Raw genomic sequence first — 17043 nt, 5'->3', positions numbered from 1 at the left:
CGAACCATGACGGCATTCGCGATTTCAACGCCCGGCCGGTCCGGCGCGTCCCGTTCCGCGGTCGATCCGACCGCGTCCCCGCCGGTTTGCCGCCGGCGCTCTTCTGTCCAATATTTCACGTAGCAACGCATCAAACACATGTCTACCTCGCCCAAGATCATTTACACCCTCACCGACGAAGCTCCCGCGTTGGCAACCTATTCGCTGCTCCCGATCGTCAAGGCGTTCACGCGCTCGTCGGGCGTGGCGGTCGAAACCCGCGACATCTCGCTCGCGGGCCGCATCATCGCCGCGTTCTCGGACAAACTGCCGCCCGAGCAGAAAGGCGCCGACGATCTGGCGGAACTGGGCCAGCTCACCACGCAGCCGGAAGCCAACATCATCAAGCTGCCGAACATCAGCGCGTCGGTGCCGCAGTTGAAGGCCGCGATCGCCGAACTGCAGGCGCAGGGCTACCCGCTGCCGAACTACCCCGAAGAAGTCGCGACGGACGCCGACAAGGACGTCAAGGCGCGCTACGACAAGATCAAGGGCAGCGCGGTCAATCCCGTGCTGCGCGAAGGCAACTCGGATCGTCGCGCACCGCTATCGGTCAAGAATTACGCGCGCAAGCATCCGCACCGGATGGGGCCGTGGAATGCCGCCTCGAAGGCGCATGTCGCGCACATGAGCAGCGGCGATTTCTACGGCAGCGAGCAGTCCGCGCTGATCGGCGAAGCCGGCAGCGTCCGGATCGAACTGGTCGCCGCCGATGGCGCGACGACGGTGCTGAAGGAGCGGACGGCCGTGAAGGCCGGCGAAATCATCGACGCGTCGGTGATGAGCAAGAAGGCGTTGCGCAGCTTCCTCGAAGCGGAGCTGGCCGATGCGCAGCGCAAGGAAGTGCTGTTCTCGGTGCACCTGAAGGCAACCATGATGAAGGTGTCGGATCCGATCATCTTCGGCCACGCCGTGTCGGTGTTCTATCAGGACGTGCTCGCGAAGCATGCGGACGTGCTCGCGCAAGTCGGTTTCAATCCGAACAACGGTATCGGCGACCTTTACGCCCGGCTGAAGGATCTGCCGGCCGACACGCGCGGTGCGATCGAAGCGGATCTCAAGGCCGAGTACGCGCACCGTCCGAGTCTAGCGATGGTCAATTCCGACCGGGGCATCACGAACCTGCACGTGCCGAGCGATGTGATCGTCGATGCGTCGATGCCGGCGATGATTCGCGAATCGGGCCGCATGTGGGGGCCGGACGGCGAGTTGTACGATGCGAAGGCGGTGATTCCCGATCGCTGCTATGCGGGCGTCTACCAGGCCGTGATCGAGGATTGCAAGCAGCACGGCGCGTTCGATCCCGTCACGATGGGCAGCGTGCCGAACGTCGGCCTGATGGCGCAGGCCGCCGAGGAATACGGTTCGCACGACAAGACGTTCCAGATCTCCGCGGACGGCGCAGTGCGCGTCGTCGACGCGGCCGGCCGGGTGCTGCTCGAACATGCGGTCGAGACGGGCGATATCTGGCGCATGTGCCAGACGAAGGACGCACCGGTCCAGGACTGGGTGAAGCTCGCCGTCAATCGCGCGCGCGCGTCGAACACGCCCGCCGTGTTCTGGCTGGATCCGGCCCGTGCGCATGACGCGCAGATCATCGCCAAGGTCGAGCGTTACCTGAAGGACCACGACACGAGCGGGCTGGACATCCGGATCATGACGCCGGTCGAGGCGACCCGCTTCTCGCTGGAGCGGATTCGTGCCGGCAAGGACACGATTTCCGTCACCGGCAACGTGCTGCGCGACTACCTGACCGACCTGTTCCCGATCATGGAGCTGGGCACCAGCGCGAAGATGCTGTCGATCGTTCCGCTGATGGCGGGCGGCGGCATGTTCGAAACGGGGGCGGGCGGCTCCGCGCCGAAGCACGTGCAGCAGTTCGTGGAGGAAGGCTTCCTCCGCTGGGATTCGCTCGGCGAATTCCTCGCGTTGGCCGCATCGCTCGAACACCTGGGTCACGCGTATCACAACCCGAAGGCGCTGGTGCTCGCGACGACGCTGGATCAGGCGACGGGCAAGTTCCTGGACCTGAACAAGTCGCCGGCGCGCAAGGTAGGCGGGCTCGACAATCGCGGCAGCCACTTCTATCTGTGCCTGTACTGGGCGCAGGCGCTCGCGGAACAGACCGGCGATGCGGCGTTGCAGGCGCAGTTCGCGGGCGTCGCGAAGGCGCTGGGCGACAGCGAGGCGCGCATTCTGGAGGAGTTGGGCGCGGCGCAGGGCAACGCGGTGGAAATCGGCGGCTACTATCGCCCGGACGTCGGCCTGACGAGCCAGGCGATGCGTCCGAGCCGGACGCTGAACGGCGTCATCGACGCGATCGCCTGACGCTATTCGCCGGGAGGGCCGTTCAACGAACCGGTAACGCGACGCGGATCAAGACGTTCCGCCGCGCGCCTGCCCGCTTTGTTGTCCGGCCTGCCCGTCATGCCGACGGGGCGGCGGCGCGATCGTTCGCGCCTGCCGCCGTCGATCAGACGTGGACGATTTCCCAGTCCGCGATCTGTTCAGGGACTTCGAGCGTGGCCGTGTCCAGTTCCGACAGGTCCGGACAGCATGCGCCGCGGGCGAGATGATCGGCGGCATGCTCGGGGGTGGGGAATGCGCCCAGCGACGTGTTGCCGAACGTCGCCTCCCAGCCGTCGTTGCTCGGCAGGATGTAGAACGATCCTTGCTCAGAACCAAAGCGAAATCCCTTCATTTCCGTTCTCCCTTTCTGATCAAACCAAACGCGCTTCCGTTGCGCCCCCGCTTGCCGCGCGGGGTGGGCCGGCTGGCCGCCGCGCCGGTCGCGGTGCGATGTTTCTTCTCCGCTTCCCGGTCCGCCGCTTTACGCCGGTGCATGTGACAAAGTCTACGTTCGCGGCCCGCTCGGAAGGGAAACGTAGAAGCGCTGCTCGAAACAAAAAATTTGTTTTATAAACATGAACTTATTTTTCTTATTCCGTATTGCGGAATGAAATGCGGCATTGCGAAACCGCGAATTTGTGCCATGCACCAAATTTTTTTACAGTGCAATCGCGCATGCCACATCGTGAAATTTTACGGAATACGGGTGTTTGCATAAGCGTTGTGCGCTTCGGGCAGGTCGCCCGGGATTGTGCGGCGCAGGGTTGTCGGGGGACGAACCCGGGTCGCTGCCCACGTGGCGGGCGGCGGTGCAGCGGTGCGTCGGCCGGCCGGCCGGGACGCGTTGCGGCGAATCTGCGCGCGGGACGGCATGCACATGCCGCGTGGTGTATCGTCGGAACCTTCGTCTTGACTACTTGGCAGATAGGAATCGATCGATGCTTCGCAGGCAATTTCTGGTCGGCACGCTCGGTGCGGCCGTCGGCTCACTGACGATGCGCACGGCATTCGCGCAAGGACACGCGATGCACGGCATGCAGGACATGGGTGGCATGGGCGACATGTCCGGCATGCAAGGCGGAGCGGCCGTACCGCTGCCGCTCGCCGCTGCCGACGCGCTGCCGGCCGGCGCGCCGCTCGCGTCGTTGCGCGTGCTGGCGAACGAAAGCCGCGAGCCCGGGGTGTTCCGCGCGACCCTGACTGCACAGCCGGTGCCGCGCCCGCTGCTGGCGAATACCGCATCGACGACGTTCTGGCAGTACGGCGCGGATCGCCGGGGGCCGGTGGTCGGTCCGTTGATCGACGTGCGTGAAGGCGATACGGTCGAGATCCGCTTCGTCAATCACTTGAAGCAGCCGTCGACCATCCATTGGCACGGGCTGCCCGTGCCGCCGGATCAGGACGGCAATCCGTCCGATGAGGTCGCGCCCGGCGCGACCCGGACCTATCGCTTCACGCTGCCGAAGGGGAGCGCGGGCACCTATTGGTATCACCCGCACCCGCACATGATGACGGCGGAGCAGGTCTTTCGCGGGCTGGCCGGGCCGTTCATCGTGCGTGCCGCCGACGATCCGCTCGCCGCTTGGCCGGAGCGGAAGCTGTTCTTCTCGGATCTCAAGCTCGCGCGCGACGGCTCGATTCCGCCGAATGACCTGATGGACTGGATGAACGGGCGCGAAGGGCAGTTCGTGCTGGTCAACGGCGCGCGCCGGCCGCGGTTCGAGGTCGGCGGCGACGAGCGCTGGCGTCTGTGGAACGCGTGCAGCGCGCGTTATCTGCGCATCACGTTCGACGACGGCCGTCCGTTCGTGCACGTCGGCACCGACGGGGGATTGTTCGAGACGCCGCGCGACGTCACGACGCTGCGGCTCGCGCCGGGCGAGCGGGCCGAAGTGCTGGTGCGGGCGGGAGATCGACCCGCGCGCGCGGTGCTGACGGCGGGCGAATACGACCGCAGCAAGATGGCGATGTCGGACGATGGCCACGGCAGTCTGCCGCCCGATCCGTCGCTGCCGCTTGCCGACGTGTCGTTCCGTCCGGCCGCCGCGCGCGCGCTGCCGGCGCGTTTGCGGCCCGTCGCCGCGCTGGGCGAACCGGTCGCCCGCAAGGAAGTCGCGTTCGGCGAGTCCATGGACATGGACGCGATGATGCGTTCGCCCGCGAACGGCCGTCCCGCCGGTATGCGTTTCATGGTGAACGGCGAGATCTTCGCCCCGCACCGCGCGACCCTGACGAGCCGCCGCGGCGATGTCGAGTTATGGACGATCCGTAACGAAACCGACATGGATCACCCGTTCCATCTGCACGGCACGCAGTTCCAGGTCGTCGAACGCGAACGGGCCGGCAAGACGGTGAGCGAACCGTATCGCGCGTGGCGCGACACGGTGAATGTCGGCCGGGATGAAATCGTGCGAGTGTTGACCATGCAGCCCGAGCGCGGCGAACGCATGTTTCATTGTCACATCCTCGAGCACGAGGATCTCGGCATGATGGGCACGCTGAAAGTGATTTGAAATTTGCGCCGTGCGCCGCAAAAAAAGAAACCCGGCTCGAAGCCGGGTTTCTCTATTCACACTCCAAGTGCCGTTAAGCGGCCTGGATGTTCGACGCTTGTTTGCCTTTGGGTCCTTGCACGACCTCGAAGCTCACTTTCTGGCCTTCCTTCAGGGTCTTGAAGCCCTGCATGTTGATAGCCGAGAAATGTGCAAACAGATCTTCGCCGCCCTCGTCGGGCGTGATGAAGCCAAAGCCCTTCGCGTCATTGAACCATTTGACAATACCAGTTGCCATACCTACTTCCCCTGTCACACAGTCGCTACTTACCACGAGCACGCTCGAAAAGCTAAACGACCGGCAATGCAGCCGTTCCCCCCTCACAAGCTCACCTCGGCCTTTTCTTTGTCAAAAAGACAAATTGAAAAAAGTGCCAGCTTGATTGTTGGCGCTCTTTAATTGAGTGTCAAGAAAATTTTTAGACGTATTCGGGGGCGTTGTAAAGAACCCATTTTCAGGGTTTATCCCGCTTTGCTTCGCTGCCGCCGAGCGAGCGAGCGGGCTTGAAAAGTCGCATAATCGGCTCATATACCAGGCTCACGTGACCTGCGTTCGCGGTTCCTCAGGTTGTGGGATACTCGACGCAGGCACCGCAGGCGACACACTTGCCCGCAGGTCTGTGCACTGCATGAAAGCCGGCACCGCAGCCGGCTTTCATGCAGTGCGAGAAGGGCGCTTCGGCGGTTCGCGGAGCCAGGGAGGGTGCCGGCGCGAGTCGGTTAATGACAGGATTGCGGGCCTGTCCGAGTTGTTTAGAATGGGTGTATGGCGATTATCCCGGACAAGCAGGACAGCACCGTCCTGGAACGCAAGGAACAGAAACTCAAACCGCCTTCGATGTTCAAGGTGGTGCTCCTGAACGACGATTTCACGCCGATGGAGTTTGTCGTGATGGTCGTGCAGGAATATTTCAAGAAAGATCGCGAAACAGCTACGCAGATTATGTTGAAAGTGCATCGCGAAGGGCGGGGTGTTTGTGGGGTCTATACGCGGGACATCGCGTCGACCAAGGTCGAGCAAGTCGTTACCCATGCGCGGCAGGCAGGGCATCCGCTGCAGTGCGTGATGGAGGAAGCATGATTGCCCAGGAATTGGAAGTCAGCCTGCACATGGCGTTCATGGAAGCGCGCCAGGCGCGGCATGAGTTCATTACGGTCGAGCATCTTTTACTGGCTCTGTTGGACAATCCGACAGCAGCCGAGGTGTTGCGCGCGTGTGCGGCCAACATCGAGGATCTGCGTCAGAACCTGCGCAATTTCATTCACGACAATACGCCCACCGTGCCGGGCACCGACGACGTCGACACCCAGCCGACGCTCGGTTTCCAGCGCGTGATCCAGCGCGCGATCATGCACGTGCAGTCGACGTCGAACGGCAAGAAGGAAGTCACGGGCGCGAACGTGCTGGTGGCGATCTTCGGCGAGAAGGATTCGCACGCGGTGTACTACCTGCAACAGCAGGGCGTGACGCGCCTCGACGTCGTCAACTTCATTTCGCACGGCATCGCGAAGACCAGCAGCGGCGAAGCCGCGAAGTCGAGCGACACGGGCGCGGAAACGGACGAGGCGAACACGCAGAAGGAAACGCCGCTCGCGCAGTTCACGCAGAATCTGAATCAGGCGGCGAAGGACGGCCGGATCGATCCGCTGATCGGGCGCGAGTCCGAGGTCGAGCGCGTGGTCCAGGTGCTGTGCCGCCGCCGCAAGAACAATCCGCTGCTCGTCGGCGAAGCCGGTGTCGGCAAGACCGCCATCGCGGAAGGCCTTGCGTATCGGATCACCCGCGGCGAGGTGCCGGACATTCTCGCGAACGCGCAGGTGTACTCGCTCGACATGGGCGCGCTGCTCGCGGGCACCAAGTACCGCGGCGATTTCGAGCAGCGTCTGAAGACGGTGCTGAAAGAGCTGAAGGAGCGCCCGCACGCGATTCTCTTCATCGACGAGATCCACACGCTGATCGGGGCCGGCGCGGCATCGGGCGGAACGCTCGACGCGTCGAACCTGCTCAAGCCGGCGCTGTCGTCGGGCACGCTCAAGTGCATCGGCGCAACCACCTTCACCGAGTATCGCGGCATCTTCGAAAAGGACGCGGCGCTGTCGCGGCGCTTCCAGAAGGTCGATGTCACGGAGCCGTCCGTCGAGCAGACGGTCGCGATCCTGCGCGGTCTCAAGTCGCGCTTCGAGGAGCATCACGGCGTCAAGTATTCGTCGGGCGCGCTGTCGGCGGCCGCTGAACTGTCCGCGCGTTTCATTACCGACCGTCATTTGCCGGATAAGGCAATCGATGTGATCGACGAAGCGGGTGCCGCGCAACGCATTTTGCCGAAGTCGAAGCAGAAGAAGACGATCGGCAAGAGCGAGATCGAGGAAATCATCTCGAAGATCGCGCGCGTGCCGCCGCAGAGCGTGTCGCAGGACGATCGCAGCAAGCTGCAGACGCTCGATCGCGACCTGAAGAGCGTCGTGTTCGGCCAGGATCCGGCAATCGATGCGCTGGCCGCGTCGATCAAGATGGCGCGCGCGGGTCTCGGCAAGATGGACAAGCCGATCGGCGCGTTCCTGTTCTCCGGCCCGACGGGTGTCGGCAAGACCGAAGTGGCGCGGCAGCTTGCGTTCACGCTCGGCATCGAGCTGATCCGCTTCGACATGTCCGAGTACATGGAGCGCCATGCGGTGAGCCGCCTGATCGGCGCGCCGCCGGGCTATGTCGGATTCGACCAGGGCGGCCTGCTGACCGAAGCCGTGACGAAGAAGCCGCATTGCGTGCTGCTGCTCGACGAAATCGAGAAAGCCCATCCGGACATCTTCAACGTCCTGCTGCAGGTGATGGATCACGGTACGCTGACCGACAACAACGGCCGCAAGGCGGATTTCCGTAACGTCATCATCATCATGACGACGAATGCCGGCGCGGAATCGATGCAGAAGGCGACGATCGGCTTCACCACGCGCCGCGAAGTGGGCGACGAGATGGTCGACATCAAGCGCCTGTTCACGCCCGAGTTCCGCAACCGGCTCGACGCGACGATCAGCTTCCGCTCGCTCGATGAGGAAATCATCATGCGCGTGGTCGACAAGTTCCTGATCCAGCTCGAAGAGCAACTGCACGAGAAGAAGGTCGACGCGCTCTTCACCGACGCGTTGCGCAAACATCTCGCCAAGCACGGTTTCGATCCGCTGATGGGCGCGCGTCCGATGCAGCGCCTGATCCAGGATACGATTCGCCGCGCACTTGCCGACGAGCTGCTGTTCGGCAAGCTGGTCAACGGCGGGCACGTCACGGTCGATGTCGACGAGAGCGACAAGGTACAGCTGTCGTTCGACAAGACCGCCACGCCGCCGAGCAAGCCCAGCGAGGAGACGGTGGAAGTCGAATAGTCGGCTGCAGCAACGCTTCACTCCAACGGCGCGGGATGTCCTCCGCGCCGTTTCGTTTTATTCAACGCATGCCAAGCAAGGGATGTAGGGAGCCGGTTTTGACACAACAACAACGGACGTTCGACTCGATTGTCGAGCGCGAAAAGGGCCTGCGCCGCGGCCTGAGCTCCGGCCAGATGGCGATGATCGCGATCGGCGGCGCGATCGGGACGGGGCTCTTCCTCGGCAGCGGTTTCGCGATCGGCCTCGCGGGACCGAGCGTGCTGGTGTCGTATGCGATCGGCGCGCTGATCGCGCTGCTGCTGATGGGCGCGCTCGCCGAAATGACGGCCGTGCATCCGACCTCCGGGTCGTTCGGCGCCTATGCGGAGCACTATGTCGGACCGCTCGCGGGCTTCCTCGTCCGCTATGCGTACTGGTTCGCGGTCGTGTTCGCGGTCGGTACCGAGATCAGCGCGATCGCGGTGTTCATGAAGTACTGGTTCCCGGCCGTGCCGGGCTGGTACTGGGTCATCGCGTTTTCGGCGGTGCTGATCGCCGTCAACATGGCAAGCGTCACGCTCTATGGCGTCGTCGAATACGCGTTCTCGCTGCTGAAGATCGCGGCGATCGTCGTCTTCATCGTGCTGGGCGCGTATCTCGTCTGGTCGGCGCCGGCCGGTGCCGGGCCGGGTTTCGCCAACTACACCGCGCACGGCGGATTCTTCCCGAAAGGGCCGTGGGGTACCTGGGTCGCGGTGATCGTCGCGATCTTCAGCTACATGAGCATCGAGACGGTCGCGATCGCGGCCGGTGAAGCGCGCGATCCGCAGCAAGCGGTGACGCGCGCGTTCCGTTCGACGGTGTTCCGCCTGGTGCTGTTCTACCTGCTGACTCTGTCGCTGATGCTCGCGATCGTGCCGTGGGGGCAGGCGGGGACCGACGAAAGTCCGTTCGTGAAGGTGATGGCCGCGACCCACGTGCCGTATGCGGCAGGCGTGATCAACTTCGTCGTGCTGGTGGCCGCGCTGTCGGCGATGAACAGCCAGCTCTATGTGACGTCTCGGATGATGTTCAGCTTGTCGCGCGCGGGACTCGCGCCGGCGGTGTTCGGCCGGGTCGGCGCGAACGGAGTGCCGCTCGCGGCGTTGTTCGTATCGACCAGCGGTGTTGCGGTGGCGACCGTGCTGGTGGCGCTCTATCCCGATACCGCGTTCACGCTGATGATGGCGATCGCGATGTTCGGGGCGCTGTTCACGTGGCTGATGATCTTCGTGACGCATCTCTTCTTTCGCGCCCGTTATCGCGGTCCGACACCCGCATTCCGGATGTGGCTGCACCCGGTCGGCAGCGTGCTGGGGGCGGTGCTGGTCGGCGCGGTGCTGGCGACGACCGCCTTCACGCGCGAATTCGGGATGACGATGAAGGTCGGGATCGTGTTCATCGTGCTGCTGTCGTTGGCCTATCGATTTCATTACCGCGCGCGGCACCTCGCATAGCCGCGTCGGCGCGGGTGCGCGTAGCATGGCGGCACGGCGTGCGGGCGCGCCGGATTCGCGCGGCTCCGGGGAGACACCGAGACGATGAACAAAAGCAAATCGGCCGCCGCGCGGATCGCGCCGCTCGGCTGGATCGCGGCGGCCGGTATCGCCATCGCTGCCCGGGGTGTGCTAGCCGCCGACACGGCGGTGCCGCTGCCCGATACGACGCCCTGGCTCGCGAGCGTCGTGGCCGGTAACGCGCGCGTGCTCACGCAGACCGATGCCGACGACACGTCGCCCCGGTTTCGCGACAGCGGCCACACGATCGCGCAAGGTAGCGAAGTGGTCGTGGGCGAATCCGCGCAGGGCGATCTTCGGCTCGACGGGAAACTGTACGCGACCTATATCGGCCCGCACGGCGTCGCGACCGCGGGATGGATCGAACGCACGGCGCTGAGACGGATCGCACCGGCGCCGATCGTGCCGGCGGGGTGGGACGGACGCTGGCGAAGCAGCGACCACGCGAGGCAACTGATCGTGCGCGGCGACCGTGCCAGCTACGCTTATCTGAGCGATGGGGCGCCGCCGGTCCGGCTCGGCATGTTGCTGAGGTTCAAGCAGGTATCGGAGCGGGAAGCGAAGCTGTCGCGCGCCCAGATGACGGACGGCACCTGCGATCTCGATCTGCAGCGCTTGCGCGACTATCTGGTGGTCGTCGAGCGCGATTGTTTCATCGGCAATGCAAGCCCGGCAGGTATCCTGCGCCGCCAGCGCTGATCGGGCAATGCGGCTTCGTCGGAAGTTCGGCGAGCGGGCATGTCCCGCCGGCGCTTGACGTTCGGCCGCGCGCCGCGACGATCGAGTGCCGTGCAGCCAAGCCGTCCGCGATGTGTGGAATGGCGCGCGGCGGGGCCATGGCGGCCCGCTGCGACGAAAGGGGCGTCAGTGCCGGCCGGTGCTGCCGAAGCCGCCCGCGCCGCGTTCGCTGTCGGCAAAGTCGTCGACGATATTGAAGCTCGCCTGCACGACCGGTACGATCACCAGCTGTGCGAGCCGCTCGAACGGATTCAGCGTGAATTCGGTCTGGCCGCGATTCCACGTCGAGATCATCAGCTGACCCTGGTAGTCGGAGTCGATCAATCCGACCAGATTGCCCAGCACGACGCCGTGCTTATGCCCGAGACCCGAGCGCGGCAGGATCAGTGCCGCGTAGCCGGGGTCGGCGAGGTGGATCGCGAGGCCGGTCGGCACGAGCGTCGTCTCGCCCGGACGGAGCGTGACCGGTTCGTCGAGGCAGGCGCGCAGGTCGAGGCCCGCGCTGCCGGTGGTCGCATAGGCGGGCAGGTAGTCGCGCATCCGCGCGTCGAGGATCTTCAGGTCGAGTTTCATGCGGCGTGAACCAGTGGCGGAAAAAGGGCCCGGCCGCGTTTCGCGCGGCCGGGCAGGGTGTCAGATGAGGCGCGTATCCGGCAGACGTCTCGCGATTTCGCCGATCAGCGTGTGCGCGAGCGTCGTCTTGTCGGCGCGCGGCAGACGCGTCGAGCCGGCGGCTTCGAACAGTACGACTTCGTTGTCGTCGAGCCCGAAGGTCAGCGGGCCGAGATTGCCGATCAGCAGCGGTACTTTCTTGCGCAGGCGCTTTTCCTCGCCATGCACGTCGAGATCGCCGCTTTCCGCGGCGAAGCCGACGCAGAACGGCGGATGGGGCAGGGCCGCCACGGTCGCGAGGATGTCCGGATTCTCGACGAACGCGAGCGTGGGCATCTTGCGGTCGGCGGTTTTCTTGATCTTGTGCTCGGCGGGCTGCGCGACGCGCCAGTCGGCGACGGCGGCCACCGCGATGAAGAGATCGGCGTCGGGCACCGCGTTCATCACCGCGTCATGCATCTGCTGCGCGGTCTGCACGTCCTCGCGGTAGACGCCCCACGGCGTCGCCAGCCCAACCGGGCCCGCCACCAGATGCACCTCGGCGCCGGCCTGCTGGGCGGCACGGGCGAGCGCAAAGCCCATCTTGCCGCTCGAGCGGTTCGTCAGGCCGCGCACCGGATCGAGCGGCTCGAAGGTCGGGCCGGCCGTGATCAGCACCCGGCGATGCGCGAGCACCTTCGGCTGGAAATGCGAGGCGATCGCTTCGTAGATCGCTTCCGGTTCGAGCATCCGGCCGTCGCCGACCTCGCCGCAGGCCTGCGCGCCCGAATCCGGGCCGAGCACTGCGACGCCGTCCGCGCGCAACTGCGCGACGTTGCGCTGCGTTGCCGGGTTTTGCCACATCTGGCGGTTCATCGCGGGAACGATGAGCAGCGGGCAATCGCGCGCGACGCACAGCGTCGACAGCAGATCGTCCGCGAAGCCGTGCGCGAGCTTCGCGAGGAAATCGGTGGAGGCGGGCGCGATCACGATCGCATCCGCTTCGCGCGACAGGTCGATGTGCGCCATGTTGTTGTCGACGCGCGGATCCCACTGGCTGGTGTAGACCGGCTGGCCGGAGAGCGCCTGCATCGTCACGGGCGTGATGAACCGGGTGGCGGCTTCCGTCATCGCGACCTGCACGGTCGCGCCCGCCTTGGTGAGCAGGCGAGTGAGCTCGGCGATCTTGTAGCAGGCGATGCCGCCCGTCAGGCCGAGGACGAGATGTTTTCCTGCGAGTTCTGCGTGTGCCAACTGAGGCCTCCGAAAGCACGTGGCGGCCGGCGCATGCGCACCGGCCCTGCGCGCAGTGTATGCGTTCAGCGCGCGCCGCGCACGCGGCGCAATTCGTCGTAGATCAGCAGGATCGCGCCGATCGTGATCGCCGAATCGGCGAGGTTGAACGCGGGCCAGTGCCAGCCGGCAACGTGGAAGTCGAGGAAATCGATCACGTGGCCGTAGACCAGCCGGTCGATCACGTTGCCGAGCGCGCCGCCGAGGATCAGCGCGAGCGACGTGCTGAACAGCCGCTGGTGGCCGTGGCGCTTCAACAGGTAGCAGATCACGAGGGTCGCCCCGATGCCGAGCGCGGTGAACGCCCAGCGCTGCCAGCCGCCTGCCGTCGCGAGGAAGCCGAACGCGGCGCCGCGGTTGTAGATCAGCGTCAGATTGAAGAAAGGCGCGACCGGATGCAGCACGCCGTACGCGAACGTCTTCAGCACCGCGATCTTCGTCAGTTGATCAAACAGGATGACGATCAGCGAAATGCCAAGCCAGGGCGCGAGCGAACCGCTCGGGGATTTCGACAGGGTTTTGGCCATTACGCAGCGCTCCGGGTTTCGCCGTTTTCAAAGAGATTGGAGAAGCAGCGGCCGCACAGCGTCGGATGGTCGGCGTGGGCGCCGACGTCCGCGCGGTAGTGCCAGCAGCGTTCGCATTTCTGGTACGTCGACGCCATCACGTCGACGCCTTCCTGCGCCTCGTCGTCGACCTTGATGACCGTCGCGGCCGAGGTGATCAGCACGAACTTGAGATCGTCGCCGATGCTCGTCAGCGCGTCGTAGCGCGCGCCGCTCGCGCGCAGCGTGAGCTCCGCCTGCAGCGACGAGCCGATGCGGTTCGCGGTGCGGGCTTCCTCGAGTGCCTTCGTCACGTTGCCGCGGACTTCCCGCAGCGTCGTCCACTTGGCGACCAGCGCGTCGGCGTCCGCGACGTCGGGATACGCGTGGTAGGTTTCGGTGAAGATCGTCTCGCGGCCCGGCTGGAACACCTTCCACGCTTCCTCGGCGGTGAACGACAGGAACGGCGCGAGCACGCGCAGCAGGCCCTGCGTCACGTGGTACAGCGCCGTCTGGGCGGAGCGGCGTGCGTTCGAATCGACGGCGCTGGTGTACAGACGGTCTTTCAGCACGTCGAGGTAGAAACCGCCGAGATCTTCCGAGCAATACGTCTGCAGCTTGGCGACCACCGGGTGGAATTCGTATTTCTCGTAGTGCGCGAGCAGTTCCGTCTGCAACTGCGCGGAGAAGGCGATCGCGTAGCGGTCGATCTCCAGCCATTCGCTCGGCGGCAGCGCGTGTTCGGCGTAGTCGAAGTCGGACAGGTTCGCGAGCAGGAAGCGCAGCGTATTGCGAATGCGGCGATAGCCTTCCGTCACGCGTTTCAGGATTTCCTCGGAGATCGCGAGTTCACCCGAGTAGTCGGTCGACGCGATCCAGAGGCGGATGATTTCCGCGCCGAGGCGGTTTGCGACTTCGTGCGGATCGATCCCGTTGCCGAGCGACTTGCTCATCTTGCGGCCTTCGCCGTCGACCGTGAAGCCGTGCGTGAGCAGGCCCTTGTACGGCGCGCGGCCGTCGAGCATCGACGCGGTCAGCAGCGACGAGTGGAACCAGCCGCGGTGCTGGTCCGAGCCTTCGAGGTACAGGTCGGCCGGGAATTGCAGCTCGTTCTTGTGCGAGCCGCGCAGCACATGCCAGTGCGTGGTGCCGGAATCGAACCACACGTCGAGCGTGTCGCGATTCTTTTCGTACAGGTTCGCGTCGTCGCCGATCAGTTCGCGCGGATCGAGCGTCTGCCAGGCTTCGATGCCGCCCTGTTCGACCCGTTGCGCGACGGCCTCCAGCAGTTCGAGCGTGCGCGGATGCAGCTCGCCGGTTTCCTTGTGAACGAAGAACGCCATCGGCACGCCCCATTGGCGCTGGCGCGACAGCGTCCAGTCGGGCCGGTTCGCGATCATGCTGAAGAGGCGCTGCTTGCCCCACGCCGGATAGAACGCGGTGGCCTCAATGCCTTCGAGCGCGGTTTCGCGCAGGGTGCGCTTGCCGTCGTTCGGCGTCACGTCCATGCCGGCGAACCATTGAGACGTCGCGCGGAAGATGATCGGCGTCTTGTGGCGCCAGCAGTGCATGTAGCTGTGCAGGTACTTCTCGCTGCGCAGCAGCGTGCCCGCCGCGTCGAGCGCCGCGACGATCTTCGGGTTCGCATCCCAGATCGACAGCCCGCCGAACAGCGGCAGCGATTCGACGTAGCGGCCGTCGCCCATCACCGGGTTGATGATGTCGGCATCGGTCATGCCGTGCGCCTTGCACGACACGAAATCCTCGACGCCGTAGGCGGGCGACGAGTGGACGACGCCCGTGCCGGTGTCGGTCGTGACGTAGTCGCCGAGATAGGCGGGCGAGGTGCGCTTGTAGCCGGGGTGCGCGCCCGCGAGCGGATGATGGAAGCGCAGGTTCGCAAGCTTCTCGCCCGTCGTGGTCGCGATGACCTTGCCCGTCAGGTGGAAGTCTTCCAGGCAGGCGGCGACGCGTTCCTCGGCGAAGATCAGCAGGCCGCGCGGGGTGTCCACGAGCGCGTACACGACTTCCGGATGCAGGTTGAGCGCCTGGTTCGCGGGGATGGTCCACGGCGTCGTGGTCCAGATCACGATCCCGCCGTCGGCGCGCGGCAGGGCCGCGAGGCCGAATGCGCGCGCGGTTTTTTCGGGTTCGGCGAACGGGAACAGCACGTCGATCGTCGGATCGGTGCGGTCCTTGTACTCGACTTCCGCCTCGGCGAGCGCGGAGCCGCAGTCGAAACACCAGTTGACGGGCTTCAGGCCGCGATACACATAGCCTTTTTCGAGGATCTTGCCGAGCGCGCGGAGTTCTCCCGCCTCGTTGACGAAGTTCATCGTCTTGTACGGGTTGTCCCATTCGCCCAGCACGCCGAGCCGCTTGAAGCCGACCTTCTGTTTCTCGATCTGCTCGGTCGCGTACGCGCGGGCCTTGCTCATCACTTCGGCGGCCGGCAGCGATTTGCCGAACTGCTTCTCGATCTGGATCTCGATCGGCATGCCGTGGCAGTCCCAGCCGGGCACGTACGGCGCGTCGAAGCCCGCCATGTTGCGCGACTTGACGACCATGTCCTTCAGGATCTTGTTGACCGCGTGGCCCAGGTGGATGTCGCCGTTCGCATACGGCGGGCCGTCATGCAGGATGAACTTCGGCCGGCCGGCGCTCGCCGCGCGGATCTTGGCGTAGATTCCGTCCGCTTCCCATTCCTGGACCCATTGCGGCTCGCGCTTCGGCAGATCGCCGCGCATCGGGAACGGCGTGTCCAGCAGGTTGACCGGATACTTGGCCTGAGGTTTCGAATCGGCTTTCTTGTTGCTCATGGTGGGATCGCTGTGAATTCTGGGACGCTCGCGCGTCGTGAGTCGGGGTCGCAGCACCGGCATCGGGCGGCGCGAAGGAAGGCACGGCGGGCGCGCCGGGCGGATCAGCTAATTCGGTCGGTGGCCGACGTGGCGAAGCCGGTGGCGCGGCTGCCCGGTATATCGCCATGCGCGGCGAAATACGCGCGCGCGTCGGCGACGTCCTGTGCGATGGCTCGCGACAGCGCTTCGAGATCGCTGAATTTCGCTTCGTCGCGCAGCTTCTTCAGGAACTCGACCCGCACGAGTTTGCCATAGGCGTCGCCGTGCCAGTCGAGCAGGTGCACCTCGAGCAGCACGCGGCCCGAATCGTCGACCGTCGGCCGCACGCCGAGACTCGCGACGCCGGGCAGCGGACCCGGCGCGAGGCCGTGTACCCGGACGACGAAGATGCCCTTGAGCGCGGGCCGCTTGTGCGCGATGGGCAGGTTCAGCGTCGGAAAGCCGAGATCGCGGCCGAGCTTCAGCCCGTGCGCGACGTGGCCGCTGATCGCATAGCCGTGGCCGAGCGCCTGCGCGGCGGCGTCGAGATCGCCCGCGGCGAGCGCCGCGCGCACGCCGGAACTGGAGATGCGCGCGCCGCTCGGATCGGCGAGCGTCGCCATTTGTTCGACCTCGAAGCCGTGACGGACGCCCGCCGCCTTCAGCGAGGCGAAATCGCCCGCGCGCTTCGCGCCGTAGCAGAAATCGTCGCCCACCATCATCCAGCGGGTGTGCAGACCATTGACCAGCGTGCGCTCGACGAACGCGTCGGGCGACTGGCTTGCGAAGGTGTGGTTGAAATGCTCGACGACCACGCGATCGACGCCGTGGTCGCGCAGCGCTTCCAGCTTGTCGCGCAGCATCGCGATGCGCGGCGGTGCGCCGGCCGGGTTGAAGAATTCCCGCGGATGCGGCTCGAAGGTCATCACGCATACCGGCAGCCCGCGCGCGTCCGCCGCCGCGCGCACGCGCGCGAGCAGCGCCTGGTGGCCGCGATGGACACCGTCGAAATTGCCGATCGTCAGCGCGCACGGGGCGCGGCTCTCGGCGTTGGGCAGGCCGCGGAAGACTTTCACGATAGCGGGTGGCAGCGTGGGGATGACGCGGGCGGAAGCCGCAAAGCAGAAGATTATAAACGTTCGGGCGGCCGGGCGGCTCGGGACGCCGGGTTCAGGGAGGC

13 protein-coding genes are annotated in these 17043 nt (G+C 65.4%); 6 read left to right on the top strand and 7 right to left on the bottom strand.

Features of this window, described 5'->3' with window-relative positions; genetic code table 11:
- The first annotated feature begins 138 nt into the window (after positions 1-138).
- Positions 139-2367, top strand: coding sequence for an NADP-dependent isocitrate dehydrogenase (locus RZR99_RS17585; protein ID WP_323121036.1), 2229 nt, complete (start codon positions 139-141; stop codon positions 2365-2367).
- A gap of 145 nt (positions 2368-2512) precedes the next feature.
- Here the strand turns inward: RZR99_RS17585 and RZR99_RS17580 are convergent, their stop codons facing one another.
- On the bottom strand, positions 2513-2740 hold the full coding sequence (locus tag RZR99_RS17580; protein WP_323121035.1) for a hypothetical protein: 228 nt from the start codon (positions 2738-2740) through the stop codon (positions 2513-2515).
- 586 nt (positions 2741-3326) lie between these two features.
- On the opposite strand from RZR99_RS17580, the gene RZR99_RS17575 reads away from it, so the two are divergent.
- Positions 3327-4901 (top strand): multicopper oxidase family protein, encoded by a 1575-nt coding sequence (locus RZR99_RS17575; RefSeq protein ID WP_323121034.1) that lies wholly within the window; start codon positions 3327-3329, stop codon positions 4899-4901.
- A gap of 73 nt (positions 4902-4974) precedes the next feature.
- On the opposite strand, the gene RZR99_RS17570 is transcribed toward RZR99_RS17575, so the two are convergent.
- Positions 4975-5178: a cold-shock protein gene (locus RZR99_RS17570; protein WP_004196460.1), complete on the bottom strand. Its 204-nt coding sequence runs from the start codon at positions 5176-5178 to the stop codon at positions 4975-4977.
- A gap of 528 nt (positions 5179-5706) precedes the next feature.
- Here RZR99_RS17570 and clpS point away from each other — a divergent pair.
- The 4 genes from clpS (at position 5707) to RZR99_RS17550 (ending at position 10555) form a co-directional block, all read left to right on the top strand.
- Positions 5707-6021, top strand: coding sequence for an ATP-dependent Clp protease adapter ClpS (gene clpS / locus RZR99_RS17565; RefSeq protein WP_252981867.1), 315 nt, complete (start codon positions 5707-5709; stop codon positions 6019-6021).
- Positions 6018-8318 (top strand): ATP-dependent Clp protease ATP-binding subunit ClpA, encoded by a 2301-nt coding sequence (gene clpA / locus RZR99_RS17560; RefSeq protein WP_323121033.1) that lies wholly within the window; start codon positions 6018-6020, stop codon positions 8316-8318. Before clpS ends, clpA begins: the two co-directional genes overlap by 4 nt.
- 98 nt (positions 8319-8416) lie before the next feature.
- Positions 8417-9796 carry an amino acid permease gene (locus RZR99_RS17555; protein WP_323121032.1) on the top strand — a complete coding sequence of 460 codons (1380 nt, stop codon included), beginning with the start codon at positions 8417-8419 and terminating at the stop codon, positions 9794-9796.
- Between the two features lie 84 nt (positions 9797-9880).
- Positions 9881-10555, top strand: coding sequence for a hypothetical protein (locus RZR99_RS17550; RefSeq protein WP_323121031.1), 675 nt, complete (start codon positions 9881-9883; stop codon positions 10553-10555).
- 165 nt (positions 10556-10720) lie between these two features.
- On the opposite strand, the gene dut is transcribed toward RZR99_RS17550, so the two are convergent.
- The 5 genes from dut to RZR99_RS17525 form a co-directional block, all read right to left on the bottom strand.
- Positions 10721-11167, bottom strand: coding sequence for a dUTP diphosphatase (dut, locus tag RZR99_RS17545; RefSeq protein ID WP_323121030.1), 447 nt, complete (start codon positions 11165-11167; stop codon positions 10721-10723).
- Positions 11168-11227: 60 nt separating this feature from the next.
- Positions 11228-12439 (bottom strand): bifunctional phosphopantothenoylcysteine decarboxylase/phosphopantothenate--cysteine ligase CoaBC, encoded by a 1212-nt coding sequence (gene coaBC, locus RZR99_RS17540; protein WP_323121029.1) that lies wholly within the window; start codon positions 12437-12439, stop codon positions 11228-11230.
- A gap of 65 nt (positions 12440-12504) precedes the next feature.
- The gene (gene lspA / locus RZR99_RS17535) at positions 12505-13005 is read right to left on the bottom strand and encodes a signal peptidase II (RefSeq protein ID WP_323121028.1); all 501 of its coding nucleotides are present in this window, start codon (positions 13003-13005) and stop codon (positions 12505-12507) included.
- Complete coding sequence (ileS, locus tag RZR99_RS17530) at positions 13005-15842, bottom strand: isoleucine--tRNA ligase (RefSeq protein WP_323121027.1); 2838 nt, start codon at positions 15840-15842, stop codon at positions 13005-13007. The genes lspA and ileS overlap by 1 nt, the downstream gene beginning before the upstream one ends.
- A gap of 104 nt (positions 15843-15946) precedes the next feature.
- Positions 15947-16939: a bifunctional riboflavin kinase/FAD synthetase gene (locus tag RZR99_RS17525; RefSeq protein WP_323121026.1), complete on the bottom strand. Its 993-nt coding sequence runs from the start codon at positions 16937-16939 to the stop codon at positions 15947-15949.
- Positions 16940-17043 lie beyond the last annotated feature (104 nt).

Origin of the sequence: Burkholderia alba (assembly GCF_034721475.1) — a bacterium.
In the GTDB taxonomy this organism is placed as follows: Bacteria; Pseudomonadota; Gammaproteobacteria; order Burkholderiales; family Burkholderiaceae; genus Burkholderia; species Burkholderia alba.
Note: the sequence above shows the minus strand (reverse complement) of the source record. Positions and strands in the feature narration are given on the sequence as shown.

What these genes read in the sequence shown, in the direction of transcription:
- RZR99_RS17585 (WP_323121036.1), top strand. Translation starts at nt 139, where the DNA reads ATGTCTACCTCGCCCAAGATCATTTACACCCTCACCGACGAAGCTCCC.
- RZR99_RS17580 (WP_323121035.1), bottom strand. Translation starts at nt 2,740, where the DNA reads ATGAAGGGATTTCGCTTTGGTTCTGAGCAAGGATCGTTCTACATCCTG.
- RZR99_RS17575 (WP_323121034.1), top strand. Translation starts at nt 3,327, where the DNA reads ATGCTTCGCAGGCAATTTCTGGTCGGCACGCTCGGTGCGGCCGTCGGC.
- RZR99_RS17570 (WP_004196460.1), bottom strand. Translation starts at nt 5,178, where the DNA reads ATGGCAACTGGTATTGTCAAATGGTTCAATGACGCGAAGGGCTTTGGC.
- clpS (WP_252981867.1), top strand. Translation starts at nt 5,707, where the DNA reads ATGGCGATTATCCCGGACAAGCAGGACAGCACCGTCCTGGAACGCAAG.
- clpA (WP_323121033.1), top strand. Translation starts at nt 6,018, where the DNA reads ATGATTGCCCAGGAATTGGAAGTCAGCCTGCACATGGCGTTCATGGAA.
- RZR99_RS17550 (WP_323121031.1), top strand. Translation starts at nt 9,881, where the DNA reads ATGAACAAAAGCAAATCGGCCGCCGCGCGGATCGCGCCGCTCGGCTGG.
- dut (WP_323121030.1), bottom strand. Translation starts at nt 11,167, where the DNA reads ATGAAACTCGACCTGAAGATCCTCGACGCGCGGATGCGCGACTACCTG.
- lspA (WP_323121028.1), bottom strand. Translation starts at nt 13,005, where the DNA reads ATGGCCAAAACCCTGTCGAAATCCCCGAGCGGTTCGCTCGCGCCCTGG.
- ileS (WP_323121027.1), bottom strand. Translation starts at nt 15,842, where the DNA reads ATGAGCAACAAGAAAGCCGATTCGAAACCTCAGGCCAAGTATCCGGTC.